The sequence below is a fragment of the Microlunatus endophyticus genome (genome assembly GCF_014646195.1).
Taxonomy (GTDB): Bacteria; Actinomycetota; Actinomycetes; order Propionibacteriales; family Propionibacteriaceae; genus Microlunatus; species Microlunatus endophyticus.
In genome coordinates this window covers 72,955-96,592 of the sequence record NZ_BMMZ01000002.1, presented here as the reverse complement: position 1 = coordinate 96,592, position 23,638 = coordinate 72,955, and the positions used below count along the sequence as shown (strand labels likewise).

The following is a 23,638-nucleotide window of genomic DNA, read 5'->3' as shown; positions in this document are numbered from 1 at the left end:
TCCCTGAGGGGTCGTCAGCTCAGCATCCCGAACACCAGGTTGATCGTGGTCGCCAGGATGACCACGCCGAAGACGTAGGACAAGAGCGCGTGCCGGAGCACGACCGCCCTGATCGCACGGCTGGAGACCGCTGTGTCGGAGACCTGGTAGGTCATCCCGAGGTTGTAGCTGAAGTAGAAGAAGTCGGAGTAGCTGGGGTCGACATCGTTGTTGAAGTCGATCCCGCCCCCGCTCCCGTAGAAGACGTAGGCGTAGCGCACGGCGTACATCAGGTGCAGCGTTGCCCAGCTCATGAAGACGCCGGTCAGCGCGACAGCCGCGACCACGACGCGATTCGCCGAACTCCCGACCGTCAGCAGCAGCACGATCGCGGCCAGACCGCCGAGCGTGACGCAGACGATCACCACCTCGTCGATGACCGGACGGAAATCCTCCCGTCCAGCGTGGGCTCTGGTCTGGTCGGCATCCATCGACCACAACGCCAGCCAGCCTGACCCGACGAACGAGAGCTCTCCGACGGCGATCCCGGACAGTACGCCGAGCGGCGCTCCACTGGATGCGCCGACGACGAAGCCGACGACGAGCCCGATCAGAACGGCTCCGAACAAGCGCAACAGCGCCGAGCCTCGCAGGCGACGACCCACGTCAGCAGCCTGGTCCGATCACCCGCAGATCGTAGCGTGATCGTTCATCCGGCAGAACGCGACCGAAGCCGCGACAGATGGGTATACGCCACTCGTGATCGTCGAGCCGAGGAGGAACGGTGTCTGAACAGTCGTCCCAGCTGAACCAGGGGCCTCCAGCGGGCCGGGTCGATCCCGCCGAGGCGTCGGTGGCTCAACTCGTCCGGCAGATGTCGGAAGACTCCAGCCGCTTGATCCGCTCCGAGATCAGGCTGGCGCAGGCCGAGATGTCGGCCAAGGCCAAGGACGTCGGGGTCGGCATCGGGGGCTTCAGCGCCGCCGGGCTGTTGGCGTTCTTCGGTATCGGCGTCCTGCTCGCAGCCGCGGTGCTCGGGCTCGCGACCTTGCTGCCGGCCTGGTTGGCCGCCGTGATCGTCGGCGTCGCTCTGCTGGTGATCGCCGGCATCGTCGCGCTGGTCGCCCGCCGCAAGATCACCGAGGCGACGCCACCGGTCCCGGAACGCACGGTGGAGACGGTCAAGACCGATGTCCGGGAGATCAAGGAGAGCGCACGATCATGAACGAGCCCGATGAGCCGCGCAACAACCCGAGTGCCGAGGATCTCGAGGCAGATATCGCCGACGCCCGGGAGCGACTGGCTGATGACGTCGCGGCGCTGGCCGACAAGGCCGACATTCCCAAACAGGTCAGGGCGAGGATCGACCAGACCCGCGACAACCTCGGCGGCACCGCCCGGAAGGCCCAGCACCAGGCCCAGGCGACCACACGATCGCTTCCCGGGCCGGTGCGGGTCGCCATCCCTGCCGCCGCGGCCCTTGCGGTCGTTCTGATCATCGTCGGACGCCGGCACCGTCCGCGGCACTGAGGCCGGCCCGATCCGCACATCAGCTACGGCGCAATCCTGGGCTGGTGGCTCCGGCGCAGCGCCGAACGCTGCTGACACTGGACAGATATCGGTACGATCGAGAGGCACGGTGATTCGGCCACTACTGGCTCATCCCTAACGGCGACCCGACGCCGGAAGGAGGTCGCAGGTGCCAACCACGGCTGGTGAGTGGCTCGCCCAGATCCTGGTATTCGTCCTGGTCGGATACCCGATCGTCGGAGGACTCGCCTTCATCGTTTCGAGCATCTACTACTTCGCGTTCCTGGAGAAGCGGGACCGGCCGCGCTATCTGGAGCACGGCGAGCCCTTCGTGACGATCTTCGTCCCCGCCCACAACGAGAGCGCTCGATCGCGAGCACGATCGAATATCTGCGGAACTCGCTCAACTATCCGCGCGACCAGTACGAGATCCTCGTCATCAACGACGCCTCCACCGACCGCACCGGCGAGATCCTGGAGGGCCTGCAGCAGCGATATCCCGATCTGCGGGTGATCACGATCGTGCAGAACCGTGGCAAGGCGCACGGCTTCAACGTGGCGTTGGCCTATGCCAAAGGCGACTTCATCCTGTCCAATGACGCGGACACCAAACCGAATCCCGACGCGCTCTGGCAATACCTGAGCTACTTCGAGCGCGAGGGCGGCCACAATGTCGGTGCTGTCACCGGCAACATGCTCCCGGCCAATCGCACCACCATCCCGGCCGAGGCCCAGCAGAACGAGCTGAATTCGATCATCGGGCTGATCAAGCGGTCGCAGATGTCGTACGGAGCCCTGTTCGCCTTCTCCGGCGCCAACACGATGTATCGTAAACAGGCCGTGCTGGACGTCGGCGGCTGGCATGCCGAACAACCGACCGAGGACATCGCGATCGCCTGGGAGATGCAGGTCGCCAGTTGGAGTGCAGTGTTCGCCCCGCACATCAGATTCTTCCTGGACGTTCCCGAACGAACCCCCGCCCTGGTCAAGCAGCGACGCCGCTGGTCGTCGGGCGGCATCTACGTGATGCTGACCAAGGCGCCCAAACTGCTCAGCCGGCCGAGACGGAACTTCGCCATGGTGCCGGTGGTCATCGACTACGGCCTGAGCATCGTCTGGAGCTTCTCCTACTGGGTCAGCATGGCCCTGTTCCTGCTGCTGCAGATCTACTACGCCGCGAGCCAGAACTGGGAACACTTCCTGCACGGCTGGTACATGGTCGCCATCTACGTGTGCATCCAGATGATCGTCGGATTCGTCCAGCTGACACTGGCCTCGTTCTTCAACGACCGTGGCCGGACGCTGAAATACATCCTTTTCGCGCCCTGGTACCTGTTGATCTACTGGATGGTCAACACGTTCACCATCGTCTACGAATTCATCCCGACGGTGCGCAAGGTGTGGCGGCACCGCGACGGCGGCGCCTGGATATCGCCCGAACGTTCCACCAGTCTGCAGAGCACCCATCCCGAGTAGCGAGGCACTTGATCATGGAAGGAACGCAACCCGGCCGGCCGGCCTACATCGTCAACACAGTGGACGAGAATGAGGTCACCGTCGACTGGTTCTTCGGGCCGGGACACCACGGCAAAACGGCTGTGCAAGGCGCGCTGATCGTCGTCGGTTGGTTCTTCGACATCCTGCCCATCGTGATCACCGTCCATGCGATCACCTACCGCTATCACGAGACGCGGGGCTGGTGGAGCTACGAAGAGGGCTTTCTGATGTGGGACATCACGCTGCTGATCCTGGCTGTCCTGGTGATCGTCTTCATCGTCGGCTTCCTGTTGCTGCATTACCGCAATCGCGCTATCGCCCGGCAGCGTCTGGCGATGGCCGGCTATCACGAGGAGCACCTGGCGCAGCGACTCGAAGTCGCCCAGGCTTTGTATGCAAGGAAATTCGGTCCGGCCGACCTCCGCCTGCACCAGAATAAGATCCGGATCGAGCCGTACAGCGATCTTGAGACCTACGAGTTACGCGACCAGTACCGCGCCTACGGAGTCGAGTAGTGGGATCCACGACGACCGACCAGGATCTGATCGCGCGGATGAAGCAGCGAGCGCTTCATCTGAAAGCCCGGCAGCGTGCGACCAACACGATCGCGTACGAGATCCGCCGCTCCCGCAAGACCTTCGTCGCCGTCATGGCGGTGATCGGCGCGATCGTCGTGGACGGAGCGTTCGTCGCGGTGGAGCGTGCCTTGATCGGGGACTTCGGCGTCTGGCGCGGAACGTTCGCCGTTTTCGTCTTCGGCGGCATCTTCGGCGGGCTGCTCGGACACTTCCTGTTGTCGACGGCGCCCGGACGCCGGCGGCTCGCCTCCAGAGAAGCCCGCCTGGCTCTCAAGTACGGCGCCGACCTGTCGGCCGGCCGGCGCTGGCTTGAGTTCTACTTCGAAGACGAGGACATCTCCCCCTACATCCCCGAGATCCTGCACTCCATCGAGAACGAGCACCGCTTCGATTCCGTCCGTGCCGCCCTCGAGGCCGTGAAGCAGTGGCACTACCAGCTCGACAACGCGCGGTCCAGGGCACGAGCGCTGGAGGTCTTCCGGGAAGCCGCCGGCCAGACGAAAGTGGTCACGGTCGCCAGTGTGGACGCTGAGGGCCGGCCCTCGGCCAGGGTCATGAACTTCGTCACCTCCGACCAGGACGACCTGTGGTACCTGACCACGGCTCCGGACAGTCCGAAGGTCGCAGAACTGGACCGCGGCGGGATCGCGCTGGTGACGGCGCAGACCAGGTCCGGCGCGACGATCAGCAGTAATCAGCTCCAGCTCAACCGCTCGGACCGCCGGTTCCTCTCGGTCGCCCAGCTGTATCGAGACCAGGTGCCGGGATATGTCGAGCACATGTCCGACGACGAACGACAGCACGAGCTCGTCTACGAACTGCGGTTGTACTCGGCGAAGATCGAGACCTGGACGGAGCGCAACGTCCTCGTCTTCTCCGAGCCCGACGAGTCGCCTCCCAGCTGAGGCCCACACCACCGTCCCGGATTGGTGTCGTCCGCAGACAGGGAAGAGGCACTCCCGGGATGCTCCGGAAGTGCCTCTGACTAACCGACCTGCTGGTGGGCGATGGCAGATTTGAACTGCCGACCCCTTCCGTGTCAGGGAAGTGCGCTAACCGCTGCGCCAATCGCCCGAGGTGGAGATGGGATTTGAACCCACGTAGACGGATTTGCAGTCCGTTGCCTCGCCTCTCGGCCACTCCACCACAGGGACTCAACCCTGCTACGGGGTAGTGGGACAGGCCCCCTCCGAGCGGACGACGGGATTCGAACCCGCGACCCTCACCTTGGCAAGGTGATGCTCTACCAACTGAGCCACGTCCGCATGTTTCGCACTGCATCGTATCGGAGTTTTCCGGCTCCGATTCGCTACTGGGCGCGAGCAGAAACAATAGCGGAGCCGACGCAGGAGACCAAACCGGGCCCCTGGATCCGGCCCGGCGCGAACTCGACCGCGTCGGCCGACCGACAGCGGCGAGCTGCCGGGTCGGCGGACCGCTCGCGTCGGTTCACGAATGCCATGCCCGATGCGCTACAGTTGGCAACCGCCTCACCGCCAGGTGAGCGCAACTCTGACGGGCGATTGGCGCAGCGGTTAGCGCACTTCGTTCACACCGAAGGGGTCCCCGGTTCGATCCCGGGATCGCCCACCCAAAGAGGCTCGTGCAACAGCGGTCCACATTGCCTGGCCGACCCGGTCCCCATGTAGGCCCGCCACAGCGCCACCACCAAGATCACGTACGCCAACAGCGACCCTGCCGCGACGCCCGCGACCACGTGCCACCACATGGCGACCAGCCTTCTATCGCCGCCCGCTCGATAACAGGTAATATATGCGTATGCGCGAAGATATGCAGGATTGCATGTTCGGTGTCAACAGTGAGTACGTCGATCTTGCCGCCGAGGTGTTCACCCTGCTGTCCGACCCGACCAGGATCCGGATCATCCTGGCGCTCCGCGACGGCGAACTGGCCGTCGGCGAGTTGGCCGAGCGGGTCGCCAAGCCGCCGACCGCGGTCTCCCAGCATCTGGCGAAGTTGCGCTGGGCACGAGTCGTCGCCTCCCGCCAGGACGGCACGCGCTCCTATTACCGGCTCGTCGATGATCACGCTCGCGAGCTCGTTCAGCAAGCCGTCTTCCACGCCGAGCACGCCGTCGACGAGCACCCGCGTCACCATGGCACCGGGCACCCGTCGGTCGAGGAACTGAGCGACAGAAGAAGTCGCCGGTGACCGAGACGCACGCGGCGGCCGATCTGCTCAGCGACCACGCCGACCCCCCACACCAGCCCGACAGCCTCTGGACGCGGATCGACCGGTGGGATCTCGCCAGGACCACCGTCGTCGCAGGTTTCGCCGCCCTGGTTGCGATCCTGGGCACGGTCGGACTGCCATGGCCGGTCGTCGGTGCGATCGCGGTGGTCGGATTGCTGCTGGGCTGCTGGCCCATCCTGACCGAGGCCTGGAACGACGCCCGGGAACGCCGGATGAGCATGGAGTTGTCCATGCTCGTCGCCATCGCCGCAGCAGCCACGATCGGCGCGTGGACAACGGCTCTGGTGATCACCGTCTTCGTGTTGGCCGCCGAGATCCTGAAGGACCTCTCCCTGGACCGGGGCCGAGACGCACTGTCCGACCTGGTGGCGTTCCTCCCCGCAACCGTCCGGATCCGGGACGGCGCGGCCGTGACGCCGATTCCGCTGTCCTCGGTGCGGCCGGGCCAGGTCGTCGTGGTCCCGCCGGGCGCCGGCGTTCCGGTCGACGGCCAAGTCGTTGCCGGGCGGTCGAGCCTGGACCAGTCCCGCATCACCGGTGAGTCACTGCCGGTCGAGGTCAGCGTCGGCGCGACGGCCTATGCCGGATCGGTCAACCAGATCGGTGCCCTGGAGATCCGCGCGGACCGGGTCGGACCCGATTCCTCGTACGGACAGATCGTCGAGACCGTCCGTGCGGCCCAGTCCTCCCAGACACCGGCGCAGAAGCTCGCCGACCGACTGGCAGCGTGGCTGGTCTACCTGGCACTGGCAGCAGCTCTGGTGACCTTCCTGATCACCCGCGACCTCCGGTCGACGATCTCGGTGGTCGTCGTCGCGGGCGCCTGCGGAATCGCAGCCGGTACGCCCTTGGCCGCCCTCGCCGCGATCGGCCGCGCGGCCCGCTCCGGCGCCTACATCAAGGCCGGCAGCTACCTGGAACAGCTCTCCACGGTCGACACGATCGTCTTCGACAAGACCGGGACGCTGACCGCAGGCACCCTGCGCGTCACCGATGTCCGGCCGGCAGACCGCAGCGAGGACGAGCTGATCACGGCTGCTGCCGCGGCGGAGTGGTATTCGGAGCACCCGATCGGCCAGGCCGTCCGGGACCACGCCGCCGCGCGCGGACTGACGGTCGATCCGGGAATCGACTTCGGCTACGCTCCCGGCTTCGGCGTCACCGCCCGCGTCGACCTGCACCAGGTTCGCGTCGGAACCACCCGACTGGTTCCCGAGGCGCACGCCGAACAGACCGGTGAGACGGGCGCGGTCCACGTCGCCATCGACGACGACTACGCCGGGTCGATCACGGTCGTCGACACCGTACGTCCGTCGGCCCGCCAATGCGTCACCGATCTCGTCCGACTCGGAATCCGGGTCGTGATGATCACCGGGGACAACGCGACAACGGCACGGACGATCGGGCGGGAGCTGGGAATCGACGAGGTCCAGGCCGAGCTGCTGCCGTCGGACAAGGTCTCCGCGGTCGACGCGCTGACGCGGGCCGGCCACCGGGTCGCGATGATCGGAGACGGCGTCAACGACGCCCCAGCCCTCGCCAGGGCGGCGGTCGGGATCGCCATGGGATCCGGCACCCACATCGCGCGGGAGACCTCTGACGTCATCCTGATCAGCTCCGACCTGGCTGATCTGACCACCATGATCAGAATCGCGCGCCGGGCCCGCCGAATCGTCATGGTCAACTTCGTCGGGACCCTCGTCGTCGATCTGTCCGGCATGGTGCTGGCCGCCTTCGGTCTCCTCGGACCGGTCCTGGCTGCGGTGGTCCACGTCGGCAGCGAGTCGGCGTTCATCCTCAACTCGGCGCGCCTGATCCCAGGTCGGCGTGACCGAAGGAATGTCAAGCAGGACGGGAGGGATCACCGTGGACGGCCATGATCACGGGGGCGGAATGGAAGTGAACCGCCGGCGGCTGCTGGTGGCCTTCTCGATCAGCGCCACATTGCTGTTGATCGAGATCATCGGCGCGGCGATCACCGGATCGCTGGCCCTGATCGTCGACGTCGGCCACCTGCTCACCGACGTCGGTGGACTGGCCATCGCCTTGCTGGCCGCCGGTCTGATGATGCGTCCCGCGACCGACCGACGGACCTGGGGCTACGCGCGGGCCGAGGTGATCGCAGCCAGCGCCCAGGCTGCGGTGCTCTTCTCGGTCGGCCTGTTCGTCCTCGTCGAGGGAATCCGTCGACTGCTGTCGCCACCGGATGTGCCGTCGGACAGCCTGCTGGTCTTCGGGATCATCGGTCTTCTCGGCAACCTGATCTCGATCATCGTCCTCGCCGGGGGCAGGTCGGCCAATCTCAATCTGCGAGCGGCATTCCTGGAAGTGGTCAACGACGGCCTCGGATCACTCGGTGTGATCGTCGCGGCGATCGTGATCGCGTTCACCGGGTGGCAACGGGCCGATTCCGTTGCCGGCTTGATCATCGGCGTGTTGATCATGCCCCGGGCCGTACGGCTGCTGCGGGAGGCGATCGGCGTCCTGATGGAGTCGACCCCGCCCGGCCTGGATCTGGACGCGGTCCGGCGGCATCTGCTCGATGTCGATCATGTGCACGAGGTGCATGATCTGCATGCTTCGCAGATCTCGACCGGACTGCCGGTGTTGACTGCTCACATCACCCTGGACGCGCAGTGCTTCTCCGACGGGCACACGCCACAGATCCTCGATCAGCTGCAGGCCTGCGTCGCCGACCACTTCGCGATCAGCATCGAACACTCGACCTTCCAGTTGGAGCCCTCGACGCACCGCGAGCACGAGCACGTGCCGCACACCTGACGGGGCTACCAGCTGCCGCCGCCGCCACCGCCGCCACCGCCACCGGAGAAGCCACCTCCGCCGGAGAATGACGAGCCGCCGCTGAAGCTGCTACCGGATGACCCGCCGCTCGAACTGCTGGTCCGGATCGGCTGGACGGAGCTGAGCACGGATCCGGTGATGAGTCCGGAGTCGAAGGAGGAGATACTGAACCCGCCTCCGTACCAGTCCGGCGACACGTCCGGGATCCGACCCAGCTCGACAAGACGGGCGCACACCTTGGTCCACCGGTCGGTCAGATCGAAGGCGATCGCCCACGGCAGATAGGCCGAGAAGACGTCCTCGCCCTCCTCGAACTGCAACTGCTCCGCCTCGGCGGTGGCCAGGTAGCTGCGGAAACCGTCCACCTGGTCGCAGATCGCCCGGCCGTCCGGGGTGCGTACGCCCCGCTTGCCGATCCGGGACTGCACGACGAGGAGCGTGACCACGACCGGAAGCAAAGGCACGATCACCATCAGCAGGATCTGACTCACCCTGCCGGATGCCATGGCGTTGCCGATCAGTGCGGAAGCCGCGATGCCCAGGCAGAGGATCCCGACGATCCCCCAGGTGAGATTCTGCCGCCGAGACGACTCCCCGACCCGATCGGGCACCTTGACGAACCACTTGTGCTTGCCGACCGCACGCGCCGCCGCCTTGGCGGCCCGGTCGTCGGCCTTGGTGAGGCTGCCGCGCTGCCCGAGCCGCTTGCGTGACCGGCCCCGCTTGTCGCTGCCCTTCTTGGTCCCGAACATCGCCTCGAGCAGTGCGCTTTCATGGGGCGCGGTGGCCTTACTGCGGTCCAGCAGCACAACCTCGACATCATCCTTCGCGCCGTCGAGCCGGACCGCGCCGCGCACGGCGAGGTCGACGAGGGTGGCGGCGGTGTCGCGATGCTGGAACTGCCCGTCGACCAGCAGCCCGGCCTCGCCGACCGGGATCGGTGGCGGCGTGAAGCGGACCGGGATCTCGATCTTGGGGGTCGGACCGGTGCGGGCCTGCTGACCCGATGCCGGAACGGTCCCCGGCGGCAGGTCGAGGTAGCGCTGATCCCGTCCTCGCGAGCGGTAGTAGAGCACACCCCCGATCACCGATCCGATCAGCGTGATCACGGTGGCGATGCCGCCGATGAGCAGCATCAGCAGGCCGGTGTGGAGCACGATGTGCGGTTTGTTGTCCGACACCAGCCCGGACTTGATCTTGACGCCCATCGTCAGTTCGTCGTACGCGCCGACGCCGTCCTGGCTGATCACGGCTTTGCCACCGCTCACCTGGGCAGACGTGCAGCTGTCGGTTGACCCGATGTCGCCGGCGTAGCACCGCAGGTCCTGTACGCCTCCGGGGACGCTCACGGTGATCTTGACCTTCTTGAACGGGGCACCGTCCCAATCGGTGCCCAGCGTGTCCCAGTAGAGCTCGTCGTAGCCGGGAGAACTGCGCAGCGCACCCTTGACCGTATAAACGATCTTGTACGTCTCGTCCTGGTGATCCACGTACCGGTCCGGGCTGCCGATCTGGAGCTTGAGTTCCTTGGATCCGTCCCAGAGAGTCTCGGTCGACGTGTCGTGATCGGCCGGTGCACCGGTCGGGCTGCTCACCGACTCGATGTGGTAGTCGTACTTCACGTCGTGGTAGCGATCATGGAAAACCCGGGTGTAGAACTCCCGATAGATGCCATGCCGATCGGTGTCGCCGAAATGGTAGTTGATCGTCTCGGTGACGGTCAGCTTGCCCGAGGAGTCGAGCACGTAATTGGCGTCGAATTCGTTGATCCGGTCGCCCTCGTCGGCATGCGCCGGTGAGGCCCCGCCGCAGGTGACGACCACGACGCCGACGGCGAGCAGGAGCGCGAAGAGCAGGCGGCTGCGTACGGGCACGGGCCTCATGATGACCGAGTCCCGGGTCAAACCGAGCATCGGCTACCGGCCGGCCACGAAGAAGACCACGCCGATGACCGCGTACGCGGCGACCAGGACGATGCCCCGGCCCCGACTGGCCCGGCCGCGCCCGAGCAGGATTGCCGGCAGTGCGACGGCGGCCGCATAGCCGACGAATTCGACCGGGCGGAAGATCATCGGCAGCGGCTGAAGGGCGAGCGAGATCAACGCGACCGCCGGGATCACGAAGGTCGCCACCTGGGCGGCCGAGCTGAGGCCGATCTCGGTTGCCAGCGCGACGTTGCCGCGGGCAGCGACGACCACCGCGCCACCGTGCTCGGCCGCATTGCCGACGATCGCGACGATGATCGCCGCCGTGAAGAACTGGCCGAGCCCGGTGTGCTCGGCGAAGGTCTCGATGGTGCCGGTCAGCAACTCGCTGACGACCGCTGTCGCGACGGTCGCGAGTGCCAGGATGACCAGCCCGCGGGTCATTGACCAAGCACCTTCGGCCGGGCCGTCGTTCTCCTCGCGGTTGAGCCGGATCGCCCGGCGGATGTGCAGCGTCGTGACCACCAGATAGAGCACCAGCAGCACCGCCGCGACCACGATGGCGTAGGGCGCCAGCCCGGTCCCGGAGGCGCCATCGGTGTGCTGGACGGTCGGCAGTACCGAGGTGACGCCGAAGAACACGGCTGCGACGGCGACCTGACCGAGGTTGGCGAAGATGGACCGCCGGGCCACCCTGGCCGTCCGACCGAAGATCAGCGCTGTGCCCAGCACCAGCAGCAGGTTGCTCACCACCGAGCCGGTCAACGATGCCCGGACGACGGTGAACAGGCCCTCGTGCACCGCGAAGAGACTGATCAGCAGCTCCGGCGCGTTGCCGAAGCTGGCATTCAACAGCCCGGCGACCACTGGGCCGGTGTGCTCGCCGACATTGTCGGTCGCCTCACCGATGGCGAAGGCCAACGGGACCAGGGACAGTGCGCTCACGATGAACAGCACCGTGCCGTGGACGCCCAGGATCGCGAGCACGACATCGATCGGCACCAGGATGGTCGCGCCCCACAGGATCCGCCTCACGCCTGGTTGCTCTCCTTCGTACCCGATTCGTTCCCGGTCATTTCCGGATCGCGCTGCCGGGCAAACTCTACGGATCCCGATCCCGGCGCCTGTCACCGCATTGACTGAGAGCAGGCTGAGCAGCCGAGCTTAGCCGACCTGTTCGGCGAAGATCTCGGCGAACCTGCCGCCGCGGGACAACAGCTCGTCGTAGCAGCCGTGGTCGACGATCCGTCCCTCATCGAAGACGTAGATGTGGTCCATCCCGCGCAGTGTCCAGGCCCTGTGTGAGACGACGATGGTGATCCGGCCGGCCTTGGTGCGCTGCAACTCGGCGAAGATCTGCTGCTCGGCCTCGGCGTCGATCGCGGAGGTCGGCTCGTCCAGGATCCAGATCGGCGCATCCCGCAGATAGACCCGAGCCAGTGACAGTCGCTGCCACTGGCCCCCGGACAGCCCGACGCCCCCGAACTGCGGCCCGAGCTGGGTGTCCAGGCCGTCCGGCATTTTCTCGATGAAGTCCTTCGCGTGTGCCGCGGCCAGCGCCCGCCAGATCTCGTCGTCATCGGCCCGACCGTCGGCACGACCGATCCGGACCACATCGCGGACCGTGAATTCATACCGGCCGAATTCCTGGGTCAGCAGCCCGAACAGATCCAGCCGCTGCCGGCTGGACAGGGTGGCAAGATCGACGCCGCCAACGGTAATCATGCCCTCGGCGAGATCGAGCAGTCCCATGATCGCGTTGACGGTCGTGGTCTTGCCGGCACCGTTCACACCGACCAGCGCGATGATCATCCCCGGGCCGGCCGAGAGCGAGACCTCCGACACTGCCGGATGCGTCGCGCCGGGATAGCCCACGGTGATCCCGGTCACCGCGATCCCCCGCTCGGGGTTGATCTTGACCCGATCATGATCATCGCCCGGCACGGAGCCGATCAACCGCCGATAGGCCGCTACCTTCGGGCCGTAAGCGATCAGGTCACCGAAGGAGAACCCAGCCGACCGCGTCGCGTCCAGCCCAGCGAGCACGGCGACGATCCCGGCCGCGATCCCGGCGCCACCGGCCCCTCCGACCACGATCCCGGCCAGCGCACCGCCCAACATCACCGCGGTGCCGACCGCGCCGACCAGATCAGCCCGGATCAGGAGGGCCAGGATCCTGTCCATGATCGAATCCGCCCGCGCCCGGTGGGCGTCGGCGATGCCGGCAACGACCGCTCCGGACCCGAGCGTCGTCAACTCGGTGGCAGTGCGCTGGCCGACGAGCTGCTCAACGGCGTAGTTCGATCGGCGCTCTGCGAATCCGTGCCGCGTGAATGCCTCGTCCTGCATCTTCGACTCCCACGCGAAGACCAGCAGGAACGGGACCAACGCGGCGACAACGAGTACGCCGGCAACCGGCGAGATCACCCAGACCGTGACGCCCAGGGTCACGGCGGTGACCAGGGCCGCGATCGAGGCGAGCACCGATCCGACCAAGTGCCCGATGTCGAAGAGAGCGCCGCGGACCGCCTCGATCAGCGCGGTGGTCGCCGGCCGCGCCAGCTCCTGCGGTGGCAACGCCGCGACCGTACGCATCAGCTCGTCCTGGTAGTGCCGGCGCATCCGGGTCCGGACCCGTTGCTGGGTCAGATTCGAAGCGTTGCTGATCACCTGGCCGACGGCAACCAGTCCGACAAGCACCAGCAACGGCGGCAGGAATCCCCGTGCGCTGCCGCCGGACGATCGCACCAGCCAGGCCACCGCAAGCACCTGCGCCGAGGGCGTCAAGGCCATCACCGAGTTGGCCGCGACCAGCCGGACCAGCCAGCCCGGCGCGTACCGCCAGGTCTGCCGGACGGTGAACGCTGCCGAACTCGCGGCCGCGCCCAGTGCTGAGAGCAACGTCAACCTCGCGACGTCGTCGGGCGCGGGATCAGGCACGACGCAGCATGTTCGCAGCCGTGAAGCCCAGGGGCAAGCCATATTCCGTCGTTCGGCCGGCCCGACATGACGAAGGTCCCATCAGGTCACGCCTTTCGGCAGATTCCGGTCCGCCGCCGCCGTACCAAGATCAGAAACGAAGAGAACACCACAACAACCCCGGGATCCGCAGCAACGGATCACCAATGAGGGAAGGAAAGATCATGAGCGTTCAGCACGGAACGCACACCGTGGGCAGCGGGGTCGCCCGCAGCACCACAGTCACCGAACCCGTGGCCACCAAGGCACCCGGCAACACTGCCGTGGCGTCCGCAGAGAACGCCGGTCGGGCAGGCCTCAGTGTCGTCACCCGACGAATCCTCGCCGTGCTCCGCTTCGCCACCGGCTTCATCTTCCTATGGGCCTTCCTCGACAAGACCTTCGGCCTCGGCTACTCCACCACCACAGCCAAATCCTGGATCAACGGCGGCTCACCCACCAAGGGCTTCCTCGCCTCCGCCGACGTCGGACCCTTCACCGGCATCGCCCACGCGATCGCCGGCACCTGGTGGGCCGACTGGCTCTTCATGCTCGGCATGCTCGCCGTCGGCGTCGCCGTCATGGCCGGCATCGCACTCCGACCCGCCGCCATCGCCGGCTCGCTGATCCTGCTGATGATGTGGGCCACCGAATTCCCGATCGCCCGATTCACCACCACCGGAGACCCGAGCGGCTCCACCAACCCGATCGTCGACTACCACATCATCTACGCGCTGGCCCTGATCGTGCTGGCAGCAACCTCCGCGGGTATCACCTGGGGCCTCGGCCGCTACTTCAACCGGCTCCCCTACATCCGCAACCACGCCTGGACCCACTGAGTATCCCCCGCTCTCGCGGATCCAGCCACCGTTCGGCGCCGACTGCGAAAGTCACTTCTTCCGCAGCTCGGCGCCGAACACTGCTGCCTGGCTGCGCCGCTCGAGACCGAGCTTGGCAAACAGGCTGGAGGCGTAGTTCTTGACCGTCTTCTCGGTCAGGAACAGCTGCTCGCCGATCTGCCGGTTGGTCAGCCCGTCGGCGATCAGGTCGAGCACCTCGCGCTCCCGTTCGGTGAGCGCGGCCAGCCGCGGATCGGTCTGGGTCGCCTGCTGGACCTTGGTCATCACCTGACTGATCACCGACGGGTCGATCAGCGACCGGCCCAGCGCCACCTGCCGGATCGCGTCAACGAGGCCGGCGGTCCGGACCTCCTTCAACACATAGCCCGAGGCGCCAGCCATCACCGAGGACAGCACCGCATCCTGGTCGTCGTAGGAGGTCAGGATCAGGCAGTACGTCTCCGGCAGCTCGGAGCGGATGTCGCGGCAGACGTCGATCCCACTGCCGTCCGGCAGCCGCATGTCCAGGATCGCGACATCGGGACGGCAGGCCCGTACCCGCGGTAGCGCCTCGGCCACCGTGCCCGCCTCACCCACCACCTCGAACCCGTCGACGTCACCGAGGAGCTCGGCTATCCCCCGCCGGACCACCTCATGGTCGTCGAGCAGGAAGATCCTGATCTTCCCTGAGCCTGTCGAAGGGTCATGATCATGGTCACTCATCGGGTTCTCACTCTCCAGATAGCCACTGTCCCCCCGCCGGGTCCGGCGGTCAGCACGAACGAACCGTGATGGTGACCGGCCCGGGTGCGCAGATTCGCGACCCCGCTCGCCGTGCTCGGGTCGCCGACCCCGACGCCGTTGTCCGCGACATTGATCGTCAACTCGTCCCCGGCCAGCTCGACGTCGACCGAGACGGACGTTGCGTGCGCATGTTTGGCGACGTTGGTCAGCGTCTCCCGTACGGCTGCGATCACGTCCTGGGTCAGCATCTCCGGCAGCTGCAGATCCAGCAGGCCGGCGAAGCTGACGCTCGGGGGAAAGCCGAGTGCCGGCGTCACGTCGCTGATCACTTCGAGGATGCTCAGCCGCAGGCCCTCCTGGCTGACCGCGAGATTGCCGCGCAGCTCGAAGATGCTGGTCCGGATCCGGCGGATCGCCCGGTCCAGATCCTCGACCCGGTTGCGCAGCCGGTCGGCCAGCGCCGGGATGGACTGCAACTGCCCGGCAACACCCTCGATGCTGAGGCCGATCGCGAACAGCTCCTGGATGACGTGATCATGGAGGTCGCGGGCGATCCGGTCCCGGTCCTCGAGCATGATCATCTTCTGCTCGGCGGCGCGGACGTCGGCCAGCTCCAGTGCCACGCTGGCGTGCGAGGCGAAGCCGGCGGCCATCGCCACCTCCGTCTCGGTGAAGTCCCGGCGCCCGCGCTTGCGGGCCAGTGTGAGCAGGCCGCGGGGTTCCTCGTTGCCGCGCAGCGGCAGCGATATCAGCGGGCCGACCTCGATCACGGTCGCCACATGGGTGGACGGCACCTGCGGGTCGCCGGCGATCGCGGTCACGTACGGCTCACCGCCGGCGATCACTCGTTCACCGATCGTGCCGGTCAGCGGAAATCGTCGGGCGACCAGCTCCTCGGCCCGCTCGCCGAAGGCGAATTCGATCACGAAGCCGTCCCGATCCGGTGTCAGCAGGCCGACCGTGACCAGGTCGGCGTCGGCGATCTCGATGGAGCGCCGGGCGATGGTCCGCAGCGGGTCCTCGCCGGAAGTGCTGAGCAGCTGCTCCTGAACCTCCGCCGACGCCTCCAGCCACCGCTGTCGCAACTCGGCCTCGCGGTAGAGCCGGGCATTGCTGATCGCGGTGCCGGCGGCCAGCGCCAGCGCGACCACCAACTCCTCGTCGTCGGCGCTGAATTCGCCGTTCTCGCTGTTGGCCAAATAGAGGTTCCCGTACACCTCGTCGCGGACGTGCACCGGGACACCGAGGAACGACTCCATCTGCGGATGCCCGGCCGGGAAGCCGGTCGACCGGCTGTCGTCGGTCATGTGCCGCAACCGGATCGGTCGCGGATCGGTGATCAGCGCACCGAGCAGGCCCTTGCCCTCCGGCAGGTGCCCGATCCGCTTCGCGATCTCGTCGTCGACGCCGATATGGATGAACTGCTCCAGACCGCTGTCGTGCCCGATCACGCCCAGGGCGCCGTACTGCGCACCGACGAGCTCACAAGCAGACTCGACAATCCGCCGCAGCACTCGCTCCAACGACAGGTCGCCGGTGACCGATTCGATGCTCTGCAACAGCGCCCAAACCCGGCCGCGGGCCCGCTTGATCTCGTCGGCCCGCTCCAGGAACTGGTCGACGAGCTCGTCGATCTCGAGTTTGGGCACGTCGGCACGGCGAGTTGGCGGGACCCCTTCCACAGCGCACACGGTAACGCCTCGGTCCTCGGCCATCAGGCTTCGGGCGTGATCAGCTCGCCCAGCCGACGGCGTCGCGTTGCCGGCGACGCCGGTGCCACGCCGATCCGCAGCAGCACGTGCGGGAAACCGTCCATATGCAGTACCCGGCGCACCCGGGTGCGCACCGACGGGACTTCGGCGATCTGACTCGACAATCCGACCGCATAACCGGATCTGGCTATCTCGAGCAGCACCCGTTCCAGCGCCTCACCGGCCCGCAGCCAGTCGCCGGGTTGATCGTGTTCGGTGACCAGCAGTGCCCAGCGCTCGGCGCCGGGGTCGCGCGCCATCGAGTCCTCGCCGGCCGCCCCCTCCGGCTCGGGATCAGCCCGCCACGCCCGGAGTTCGGCTCGATAGGCCGGGTCGAGCTGCATCACCGTCAAGGCCTGCCGCACCTGCGAGGCCGCGAACAGCGCGTCGACCCCCGACAGCTGGAGCAGTGTCGCTCCCTCCAGACCGGCCGCCTCACGTGCCTGTTCGAGCACATCGTCGGGAACCGGATCGGCGGTGAAGGGTCGGGTGTTCGTACGGCGCGACTCGGCGGCCTTGTCGAGCAGGGCCATCGTCCCGTCGTCGACAACCGGCCCGCCGCCGGTCGCGATCTCGGCACACGCCAGACCGGCTCCCACCCCAGCCGGGAAACGATCGACGGTGATCGAAACGCCGTCGGCCGCCAGCGACGCCCGGGCGTTGAACAGCGCACAGCCGCAGCTGATCACCAACTGCCGGCCGGCCGGATCGTGCACCGACAGTTGCCGGGCGCGGTCCGGGTAGAGACGGAGCCGGGACGGCCCGAGCCGGAGCCGCCAGGGCTGGGTGTTGTATACCGACGGCGCCAGCGTCGCCCGGACGGCGGCGCGCCGGAATGCGTCGGCCGTTCGCACCGGATCCAGACTCGTCATCAGATCGTTTCCTGCCAGCTTGAGGATTCTCTCCATGCTGCCGCCGGCCGGTGCCGCCGGTGTAGGGACTTTCGCCACTGACTCCCGGGCCCATCGGCGTGAATGCACACACTGCGTCTGGGTCGGCCGTGTCGGTCCGGACCGACCGGGTATCGCGAAGGTCAACGAGACCCCGAGATGCTGAGGAGAGAACCTGATGCCCAGCGACACACCGTCCGCCACGACGCGGGCCCGGCACGCGGCCGTCCGGCTGTACGACGACCCGGGCCCGTTCGCCAGTGTCTACCTCGACGTCACCCGCAATACCGAGGACGGCGAGCACATCGTCGAGATCCGCGCCAGGGACGCGATGGACGACCTGCGCGCCCAGGGCGCACCGGGCACGGTGATCGAACCGATCCGTGAGTTGTTGACGGCCAACACCCACCTGGCCGCTCCCGTCAGCCGGATGGTGGTCGCCAGCGAACGCGGCGTGCTGCTGGACGACGTCATCCGCGTGCCGATCAGCCGTCCGACCACGAGCTGGTCCGGGCTGCCGGATCTGAGCGCCTGGCTCAGCGACACCGACGCCGGCGACTTCGTGCTGGCCCTGGTCGATCATGAGGGCGGCGACGTGGCCGGCTTCAGCCCGGTCACGATGCAGCCCGACCACCAGGCATCCGTCGGTGAGAAATCACCGTGGGAACACAAGATCAAGGGCGGTGCCTGGAACCAGTTGAATTTCCAGCGTTCCACCGAGACCGTGTGGGGCCGCAACGCCGACGAGGTGGTCGCCGAGATCGACCGGCAGCTGCGACCCGGCGTCGAATACGTGGTCGTCGGCGGAGACCAGGACGCCCGCGCCCGGGTGCTGGACAAGCTCCGGCAGCACGAGCGCGGCGGTCAGGTCGAGATCGTCGAGTTGACCGAGGGCAGCCGCGAGGCCGACGGCAGCGAGGATGCGATCATCTCCGAGCTCCGGCAGGTCGTCGCGGCCCGCTCGGTTGCCCATCGGCTGGGGGCGGTCCATCTGCTGCGGGATCGCCTCGGCCAGGGCCACGGCGCGACCACCGGGGTGTCCGACACCGTGGATGCCCTGATCCAGGGCAGCGTCGAGACGCTGCTGCTCGATCCGGAGGCGCTCTCGGATCCGGATGCCGGAGTACAGGAGGTCGACCCCGCTGATCACCCGGGCCTCGCGCTCGGCGCAGTACCGGCGGACCGGCCGCAGCGTGCCGAACTCGTCCTGCTGGCGATGGCCCTGCTGACCCAGGCGGAACCGGTCATCACCCGTTCCTCGACGATGGCCGGTGCGCCTGCCGGGGCGGTTCTTCGCTGGTAGCCCGCCCGATCCGGAAACCGGCTGCCGGCTAGTCGGCGCGGCTGGTACCGCCGGTACGGACGCGGCGGTGATCGGCGTCGACCCGAATCGTCCAGCCGCGCCGATCGAGACTCTCCAACAGCGGAATGATCACCCGGCGGGTGCTGCCGAGCGCCTGCCGGGCGGCGCTGGTGGTGAAGGGCTGCGGCAGCGCGGCGAGTGTCCGCATCGCCAGCGCCGGACCGGTCGGCAACAGCACGATGTCCTCGGCCAGCCGGACGATCCGCCCCGCACGTTCGGCGGCGGCCAGCTCCCGCATCCCCAGCCCCCACTCGTCGAGCTGAGGGCGCTCGGGCGCAGCGTACGGGGCCGCCGTGAGGTGCTCGGTGAGTGTCCGCAGTCCCGGCTCGGCCGCGCCGAGATCGTCTCCGGTCTGCGGCCGCTCCACGGATCCGTCGACGATCACCAGACCGGCGGCCGCCGCCACCGGGGCGACCAGTCGGCGGTCGGGCAGTCCGGCGGCGCGCCGGGCACCCTCGATGCTCAGCCGCGGGTCCAATGGCGCGGCATTCGCGCGGTCGTCGACCGCCGCTGCCAATGCCCGACCTCGATCGCCGAAGGTCTGCGGATCGATCAGCCAGTCGTCGATGCTCACCAGGTCCGCCCGGCCGTCGATGCCGATTCCGCGGACCTGAAGATCGGAGCGCCGGACGGGTCCGCGTCGCCGGACCTCGTCGGCCAGGATCTCGGTGACCGAGACGTGTTCCCGGCGGACCAGGTCGGCGGCCCGCTGTCGGGCTGCGCCGCGACGACGCAACTCGGGCGGATCGACGTCCAGCACGATCGCCCCGGCAGCGACCGCATGCCGACCGGGATCGCGGAGCACCAGTCGGTCGCCGGGCGTCAGCGGTACCGCCCGGGAGAGGGTCAACCGCACCATCGGGCCGCCGAGCGGTCGCAGCCGGACCGGGATCGCGGCGGTGCCGAGGTGCGCAACCAGTTGGGCCGGGAGATCGTCGACACTGCGGCCGACAGGTCGCACCCGTACATCGGCCACTGCGGCGGAGTACCAGGCGTCCGGGGTGATCAATGCGTTACCGCGACCGATGTCGTCCGGTCCGACACCCCGCAGGTTGACCGCGACCCGGGCCACGGCGCTGACCTGATCATGGTCCCGGCCAAGTGCCTGCAGGCCGCGAATCCGCGTCCTTCGGTCGTCCAGTTGCAGCTCGTCGCCGATGCCGAGGGTGCCGGCGCCGAGAGTGCCGGTGATCACCGTGCCCGCGCCGCGGATGGTGAACGAGCGGTCGACCCAGAGCCGGATCCGGCCGTCAGTCACCGGGTCAGGCAGGGTGCGGACAAGATCAGCCAAGGCCTGGCGCAGTCGGGGCAACCCGTCTCCGGTCAACCCGGACACCGCGATGGCAGGTACCTGACCAAGGCTCGAATCCGCCAATCTGGCAACGGCTTCAATGGTGGCCGGGCCGGGATCGGCGCGATCGCTGCGGGTGACGACCAGGATGCCGTGCGTCAGCCCGAGGGCGTCGACGGCGGCCAGGTGTTCGGTCGACTGCTGCCGCCAGCCCTCGTCCGCGGCGACCACGAACATCACCGCGGGTGACGGGCCGAGTCCGGCCAGCATGGTGGCGATGAACCGTTCGTGACCGGGCACGTCGACGAAGGCGAGCACCGGATCCGCGGGTGCGTCCGGACCGGGCAGTGTCGTCCAGGCGTAGCCGAGCTCGATGGTCAGCCCGCGTCGTTTCTCCTCGGCGAACCGGTCCGGCTCCATCCCGGTCAGCGCCCTGACCAGAGTCGACTTTCCATGATCGACATGTCCCGCGGTGGCGATCACGTGCACGGTCAGACGCTCCGGAGGATTCCACCGATGATCAGCTGGTCCTGGTCGGCCGGCACGCAGCGCAGGTCGAGCAGGCACCGGCCGCGTTCGATCCGGCCGACGATCGCCGGTTCCCCGATGCGCAACCGGATCGCGTACGCCTCCGGCAGCGCGATCGCCCACCCCGGCAGGCTGACACCCGGCGCGCCGCCACCACCGACCGCGCCGTCGGAGCCGACCACGGTCGCTTCGACGTGATCACGAACGGCTGCAGCGATGGCGGCGGCGCGGGCACGCAAATCCTCGGGATCGGCGCGCAATGCCTGCCAGGTCGGCGTCAGCGGCCCGACCAAGGTCGCCTCCAGAGCAGCGAGCGTCAGTTTGTCAACCCGCAGCGCCCGTGCCAGCGGGTGCCGGCGCAGCCGCTCGATGATCGACTTCTCACCCAGCAGCAACCCGGCCTGCGGACCGCCGAGCAACTTGTCCCCGCTGGCCGTCACCAAACTCGCACCGGCCCGCAGCGTGCTGTCCGCGTCCGGCTCGTCCGGCAGCAACGGATCCGGTGCCAGCAGTCCGCTGCCGATATCGACGACCACCGGCACACCGAGCCCGGCGAGCTTGTCGACGGCCACGCTGGAGGTGAATCCTCGCACCTGGAAATTGCTGGGATGCACCTTGAGAATGCAGCCGGTGTCCGGTCCGACCGCGTCGGTGTAGTCGGTGATCTTGGTCCGGTTCGTGGTGCCGACCTCGCGCAGCCGGGCGCCGGTCGACATGATCAACTCCGGCAACCGGAAGCCGTCCCCGATCTCCACCATCTCGCCACGGCTGATGATCACGTCCCGGCCGGCTGCCAGGGCCGTGGTGGCCAGGATGAGCGCCGCTGCGCCGTTGTTGACCACGGCAACATCCCCGCCCGCAGGCACCGCGGCCCGGAGCGCGGACAGGGTGCCACGACCGCGTTGGGCCCGCTGCCCTGAGGCAAGATCGAATTCGACGTCGGTAGGGCCGGCCGCCCGGGTCAGCGCCTCGACGGCGGCCGCGGACAAACTGGCTCGGCCGAGGTTGGTGTGCAGCACGACTCCGGTGGCGTTGATCACCGGTCGGGTGCTGGCCGCGGCCTCCGGCAGTGACGCGACGGCCTCGTCGGCGACGGCACCGGGTGCGATGACGCCGTCCCGGGCCTGTTGCTGGGCGGTGATCACCGCCTGTTTCACCAGCGCCGGGCCGAGGCGTACGGCAGCCGCACGAAGCCGCTCGTCGGCGAGCACCCGATCGGTGCGCGGCACCTGGCGCCGATGATCCACCGATCCCTCCTCCTGCCGAGGGGTCACATATCCCCTCATCCGTGCGGCGTGTCGAGCACTGTGGCGGAGACGGACGGGAATCGAACCCGCCAAGCCGAGCTGCTCGGCTTCACCGGTTTTGAAGACCGGGAGGGCCACCAGGCACCTGTACGCCTCCGCCCGCCACCCTACGGCCAATCACTCCTAGGGTGGACGAGTGACCACTGACGCCAATCTCGATCTTCGCAGCAGCTTTCGGCTGACCCAGTACGCCCACGGCGGCGGTTGTGCATGCAAGATCCCGCCGGGTGAATTGGAAGACGTCGTCGCCGGTCTGGTGCCGTGGACCTCACCCGAGCTGCTGGTCGGGTTGGAGACCGGGGACGACGCCGCCGTGGTCAGTATCGAGGAGGACCGGGCGGTCGTCGCGACCACCGACTTCTTCACCGCGGTCGTCGACGACGCGTACGACTTCGGCCGGATCGCCGCTGCCAATGCGCTGTCCGACATCTACGCCATGGGTGCGGTCCCGCTGGTCGGGCTCAACCTGGTCGGCTGGCCGCGGGATGTGCTGCCGATGGAATTGCTGGCCGAGGTGCTGCGGGGCGGTGCCGACATCGCCCGGCAGGCACGGATGCATCTGGCCGGTGGCCAGAGCATCGACGATCCGGAGCCAAAATACGGAATGGCGATCACCGGCCTGGCCGATCCGGAGCGGCTGCTGCGCAACGACGCCGCGCGACCGGGATTGCCGCTGACACTGACGAAACCGCTCGGTATCGGGGTGCTCAACAACCGGCACAAAGCGACCGGACAGGTCTTCGCGGAGGCGATCGAATCGATGGCGGCGCTCAATGCGGAGGCCTCCCGTGCCGCCCTGGCGACCGGCGTGCAGGCCGCGACCGACATCACCGGCTTCGGCCTGCTGGGACACGCGTACAAAATGGCCCGAGCCTCCGACGTCTCCATGATCATCGATGCCGCCGCAGTGCCCTACCTGGACGGCGCCCGGAAGGCGTTGGAGGACGGATACGTCAGTGGGAGCACCCGGCGCAATCTCGCCTGGGTGCAGCCGCAGGTGGACGCGTCCGTCGGCGAAGACGAGTTGATCCTGCTTGCGGACGCGCAAACCAGCGGCGGCTTGTTGATCGTCGGCGAGGTCCCCGGCCACCCGGTGATCGGGGAGGTCGTCGCGCCCGGTGATCACCGGTTGATCATCCGCTGACTCTTCCGCGCGGCGGCCCGCGGTGCAGCAAGATCAGCGTGGCCGCGGGGTGCGACGGTGCCTGAAGATCGTGATCGCCTCGAATACGCCGATGGCCACGAAGAGGACCAAGCAGACGATCGCGAACCACCAGATCTGCTCGGCGAACCCGATGATCGCTGCCGCAACCAGCGCGAAGCCTGCGACCCGGGCGAAGACATGGGCGGCGTGGTGTTCCGTAACACATAGGTACCGCAGCGGCGGTCGGTTGTCACGGGTACAGGCTGCTCGGCCGCTTGTTCAGACCTTGTTCGACCTG

The 23,638-nt window shown here is 67.7% G+C and carries 21 protein-coding genes and 5 tRNA genes; 13 read left to right on the top strand and 13 right to left on the bottom strand.

Translation table 11 applies throughout. From position 1 onward, the window contains the following. Nucleotides 1-14: 14 nt before the first annotated feature. Nucleotides 15-644 (bottom strand): DUF1345 domain-containing protein, encoded by a 630-nt coding sequence (locus tag IEY07_RS04160; protein WP_229669700.1) that lies wholly within the window; start codon nucleotides 642-644, stop codon nucleotides 15-17. 119 nt (nucleotides 645-763) lie between these two features. Here IEY07_RS04160 and IEY07_RS04155 point away from each other — a divergent pair, with 119 nt between their 5' ends. The 5 genes from IEY07_RS04155 (at nucleotide 764) to IEY07_RS04135 (ending at nucleotide 4,489) form a co-directional block, all read left to right on the top strand. Then, complete coding sequence (locus IEY07_RS04155) at nucleotides 764-1,204, top strand: phage holin family protein (protein WP_229669699.1); 441 nt, start codon at nucleotides 764-766, stop codon at nucleotides 1,202-1,204. Continuing rightward, nucleotides 1,201-1,509, top strand: coding sequence for a DUF3618 domain-containing protein (locus IEY07_RS04150; RefSeq protein ID WP_188893930.1), 309 nt, complete (start codon nucleotides 1,201-1,203; stop codon nucleotides 1,507-1,509). The genes IEY07_RS04155 and IEY07_RS04150 overlap by 4 nt, the downstream gene beginning before the upstream one ends. Before the next feature lie 189 nt (nucleotides 1,510-1,698). Further along, on the top strand, nucleotides 1,699-2,985 hold the full coding sequence (locus IEY07_RS04145; protein WP_229669698.1) for a glycosyltransferase family 2 protein: 1,287 nt from the start codon (nucleotides 1,699-1,701) through the stop codon (nucleotides 2,983-2,985). A 14-nt stretch (nucleotides 2,986-2,999) separates the two neighbouring features. Further along, nucleotides 3,000-3,521: a hypothetical protein gene (locus IEY07_RS04140; protein ID WP_188893929.1), complete on the top strand. Its 522-nt coding sequence runs from the start codon at nucleotides 3,000-3,002 to the stop codon at nucleotides 3,519-3,521. After that, the gene (locus tag IEY07_RS04135; RefSeq protein WP_188893928.1) at nucleotides 3,521-4,489 is read left to right on the top strand and encodes a pyridoxamine 5'-phosphate oxidase family protein; all 969 of its coding nucleotides are present in this window, start codon (nucleotides 3,521-3,523) and stop codon (nucleotides 4,487-4,489) included. The genes IEY07_RS04140 and IEY07_RS04135 overlap by 1 nt, the downstream gene beginning before the upstream one ends. A gap of 93 nt (nucleotides 4,490-4,582) precedes the next feature. Here the strand turns inward: IEY07_RS04135 and IEY07_RS04130 are convergent. The 3 genes from IEY07_RS04130 to IEY07_RS04120 all read right to left on the bottom strand — a co-directional run bounded on the left by IEY07_RS04130 (nucleotide 4,583) and on the right by IEY07_RS04120 (nucleotide 4,849). Further along, a tRNA-Val gene (locus IEY07_RS04130) sits at nucleotides 4,583-4,658 on the bottom strand. Between the two features lies 1 nt (nucleotide 4,659). After that, nucleotides 4,660-4,730: transfer RNA gene (locus IEY07_RS04125), tRNA-Cys, on the bottom strand. 46 nt (nucleotides 4,731-4,776) lie between these two features. Beyond that, nucleotides 4,777-4,849, bottom strand: a tRNA-Gly gene (locus IEY07_RS04120). A gap of 252 nt (nucleotides 4,850-5,101) precedes the next feature. On the opposite strand from IEY07_RS04120, the gene IEY07_RS04115 reads away from it, so the two are divergent. The 4 genes from IEY07_RS04115 to IEY07_RS04100 all read left to right on the top strand — a co-directional run bounded on the left by IEY07_RS04115 (nucleotide 5,102) and on the right by IEY07_RS04100 (nucleotide 8,579). After that, nucleotides 5,102-5,174 (top strand) — tRNA-Val (locus IEY07_RS04115). A 189-nt stretch (nucleotides 5,175-5,363) separates the two neighbouring features. Further along, nucleotides 5,364-5,756 carry an ArsR/SmtB family transcription factor gene (locus IEY07_RS04110; RefSeq protein WP_188893927.1) on the top strand — a complete coding sequence of 131 codons (393 nt, stop codon included), beginning with the start codon at nucleotides 5,364-5,366 and terminating at the stop codon, nucleotides 5,754-5,756. Next, entirely contained in the window at nucleotides 5,753-7,678 is a 1,926-nt protein-coding gene (locus IEY07_RS04105) for a heavy metal translocating P-type ATPase (protein WP_229669697.1), read from the top strand. Before IEY07_RS04110 ends, IEY07_RS04105 begins: the two co-directional genes overlap by 4 nt. 13 nt (nucleotides 7,679-7,691) lie before the next feature. Next, nucleotides 7,692-8,579, top strand: coding sequence for a cation diffusion facilitator family transporter (locus IEY07_RS04100; RefSeq protein ID WP_229669696.1), 888 nt, complete (start codon nucleotides 7,692-7,694; stop codon nucleotides 8,577-8,579). A gap of 5 nt (nucleotides 8,580-8,584) precedes the next feature. On the opposite strand, the gene IEY07_RS04095 is transcribed toward IEY07_RS04100, so the two are convergent. From IEY07_RS04095 to IEY07_RS04085, 3 genes are all read right to left on the bottom strand, one after another. Next, nucleotides 8,585-10,474, bottom strand: a complete 1,890-nt coding sequence (locus IEY07_RS04095; RefSeq protein ID WP_188893925.1) for a DUF2207 domain-containing protein — start codon at nucleotides 10,472-10,474, stop codon at nucleotides 8,585-8,587. Between the two features lie 42 nt (nucleotides 10,475-10,516). Further along, nucleotides 10,517-11,560, bottom strand: coding sequence for a calcium:cation antiporter family protein (locus IEY07_RS04090; RefSeq protein ID WP_188893924.1), 1,044 nt, complete (start codon nucleotides 11,558-11,560; stop codon nucleotides 10,517-10,519). A 129-nt stretch (nucleotides 11,561-11,689) separates the two neighbouring features. Beyond that, a complete protein-coding gene (locus tag IEY07_RS04085) occupies nucleotides 11,690-13,465 on the bottom strand; it encodes an ABC transporter ATP-binding protein (protein ID WP_188893923.1) in 1,776 nt (591 codons plus the stop codon). A 203-nt stretch (nucleotides 13,466-13,668) separates the two neighbouring features. Here IEY07_RS04085 and IEY07_RS04080 point away from each other — a divergent pair, with 203 nt between their 5' ends. Continuing rightward, the gene (locus tag IEY07_RS04080) at nucleotides 13,669-14,322 is read left to right on the top strand and encodes a DoxX family protein (protein ID WP_229669695.1); all 654 of its coding nucleotides are present in this window, start codon (nucleotides 13,669-13,671) and stop codon (nucleotides 14,320-14,322) included. A gap of 51 nt (nucleotides 14,323-14,373) precedes the next feature. Here the strand turns inward: IEY07_RS04080 and IEY07_RS04075 are convergent, their stop codons facing one another. From IEY07_RS04075 to IEY07_RS04065, 3 genes are read right to left on the bottom strand one after another with little or no spacing between them, the layout of a single operon-like run. Next, nucleotides 14,374-15,045, bottom strand: coding sequence for a response regulator (locus tag IEY07_RS04075; protein WP_188893921.1), 672 nt, complete (start codon nucleotides 15,043-15,045; stop codon nucleotides 14,374-14,376). Beyond that, a complete protein-coding gene (locus IEY07_RS04070; protein ID WP_188893920.1) occupies nucleotides 15,042-16,748 on the bottom strand; it encodes a sensor histidine kinase in 1,707 nt (568 codons plus the stop codon). Before IEY07_RS04070 ends, IEY07_RS04075 begins: the two co-directional genes overlap by 4 nt. Before the next feature lie 32 nt (nucleotides 16,749-16,780). After that, nucleotides 16,781-17,689 carry a nitroreductase family protein gene (locus tag IEY07_RS04065; protein ID WP_188893919.1) on the bottom strand — a complete coding sequence of 303 codons (909 nt, stop codon included), beginning with the start codon at nucleotides 17,687-17,689 and terminating at the stop codon, nucleotides 16,781-16,783. Between the two features lie 196 nt (nucleotides 17,690-17,885). Here IEY07_RS04065 and IEY07_RS04060 point away from each other — a divergent pair, with 196 nt between their 5' ends. Beyond that, complete coding sequence (locus tag IEY07_RS04060) at nucleotides 17,886-19,010, top strand: baeRF2 domain-containing protein (RefSeq protein ID WP_188893918.1); 1,125 nt, start codon at nucleotides 17,886-17,888, stop codon at nucleotides 19,008-19,010. A 28-nt stretch (nucleotides 19,011-19,038) separates the two neighbouring features. Here the strand turns inward: IEY07_RS04060 and IEY07_RS04055 are convergent, their stop codons facing one another. From IEY07_RS04055 to IEY07_RS04045, 3 genes are all read right to left on the bottom strand, one after another. Beyond that, a complete protein-coding gene (locus tag IEY07_RS04055) occupies nucleotides 19,039-20,850 on the bottom strand; it encodes a selenocysteine-specific translation elongation factor (RefSeq protein WP_188893917.1) in 1,812 nt (603 codons plus the stop codon). Nucleotides 20,851-20,852: 2 nt separating this feature from the next. Next, nucleotides 20,853-22,163 (bottom strand): L-seryl-tRNA(Sec) selenium transferase, encoded by a 1,311-nt coding sequence (gene selA, locus IEY07_RS04050; RefSeq protein WP_229669694.1) that lies wholly within the window; start codon nucleotides 22,161-22,163, stop codon nucleotides 20,853-20,855. Nucleotides 22,164-22,197: 34 nt separating this feature from the next. Continuing rightward, nucleotides 22,198-22,293 (bottom strand) — tRNA-Sec (locus IEY07_RS04045). Between the two features lie 39 nt (nucleotides 22,294-22,332). Between IEY07_RS04045 and selD the strand changes: the two genes are divergently transcribed. Together selD and IEY07_RS04035 are read left to right on the top strand one after the other, a co-directional pair. Next, nucleotides 22,333-23,340, top strand: coding sequence for a selenide, water dikinase SelD (gene selD / locus IEY07_RS04040; protein ID WP_188893915.1), 1,008 nt, complete (start codon nucleotides 22,333-22,335; stop codon nucleotides 23,338-23,340). A gap of 57 nt (nucleotides 23,341-23,397) precedes the next feature. Further along, nucleotides 23,398-23,568, top strand: coding sequence for a hypothetical protein (locus IEY07_RS04035; RefSeq protein WP_188893914.1), 171 nt, complete (start codon nucleotides 23,398-23,400; stop codon nucleotides 23,566-23,568). The last annotated feature ends 70 nt before the right edge of the window (nucleotides 23,569-23,638 follow it).

Coding starts and splice junctions, on each gene's coding strand:
- IEY07_RS04150 (WP_188893930.1), top strand. CDS start 1,201: ATGAACGAGCCCGATGAGCCGCGCAACAACCCGAGTGCCGAGGATCTC.
- IEY07_RS04060 (WP_188893918.1), top strand. CDS start 17,886: ATGCCCAGCGACACACCGTCCGCCACGACGCGGGCCCGGCACGCGGCC.
- IEY07_RS04100 (WP_229669696.1), top strand. CDS start 7,692: ATGGAAGTGAACCGCCGGCGGCTGCTGGTGGCCTTCTCGATCAGCGCC.
- IEY07_RS04075 (WP_188893921.1), bottom strand. CDS start 15,045: ATGAGTGACCATGATCATGACCCTTCGACAGGCTCAGGGAAGATCAGG.
- IEY07_RS04065 (WP_188893919.1), bottom strand. CDS start 17,689: ATGACGAGTCTGGATCCGGTGCGAACGGCCGACGCATTCCGGCGCGCC.
- IEY07_RS04140 (WP_188893929.1), top strand. CDS start 3,000: ATGGAAGGAACGCAACCCGGCCGGCCGGCCTACATCGTCAACACAGTG.
- IEY07_RS04080 (WP_229669695.1), top strand. CDS start 13,669: ATGAGCGTTCAGCACGGAACGCACACCGTGGGCAGCGGGGTCGCCCGC.
- IEY07_RS04110 (WP_188893927.1), top strand. CDS start 5,364: ATGCGCGAAGATATGCAGGATTGCATGTTCGGTGTCAACAGTGAGTAC.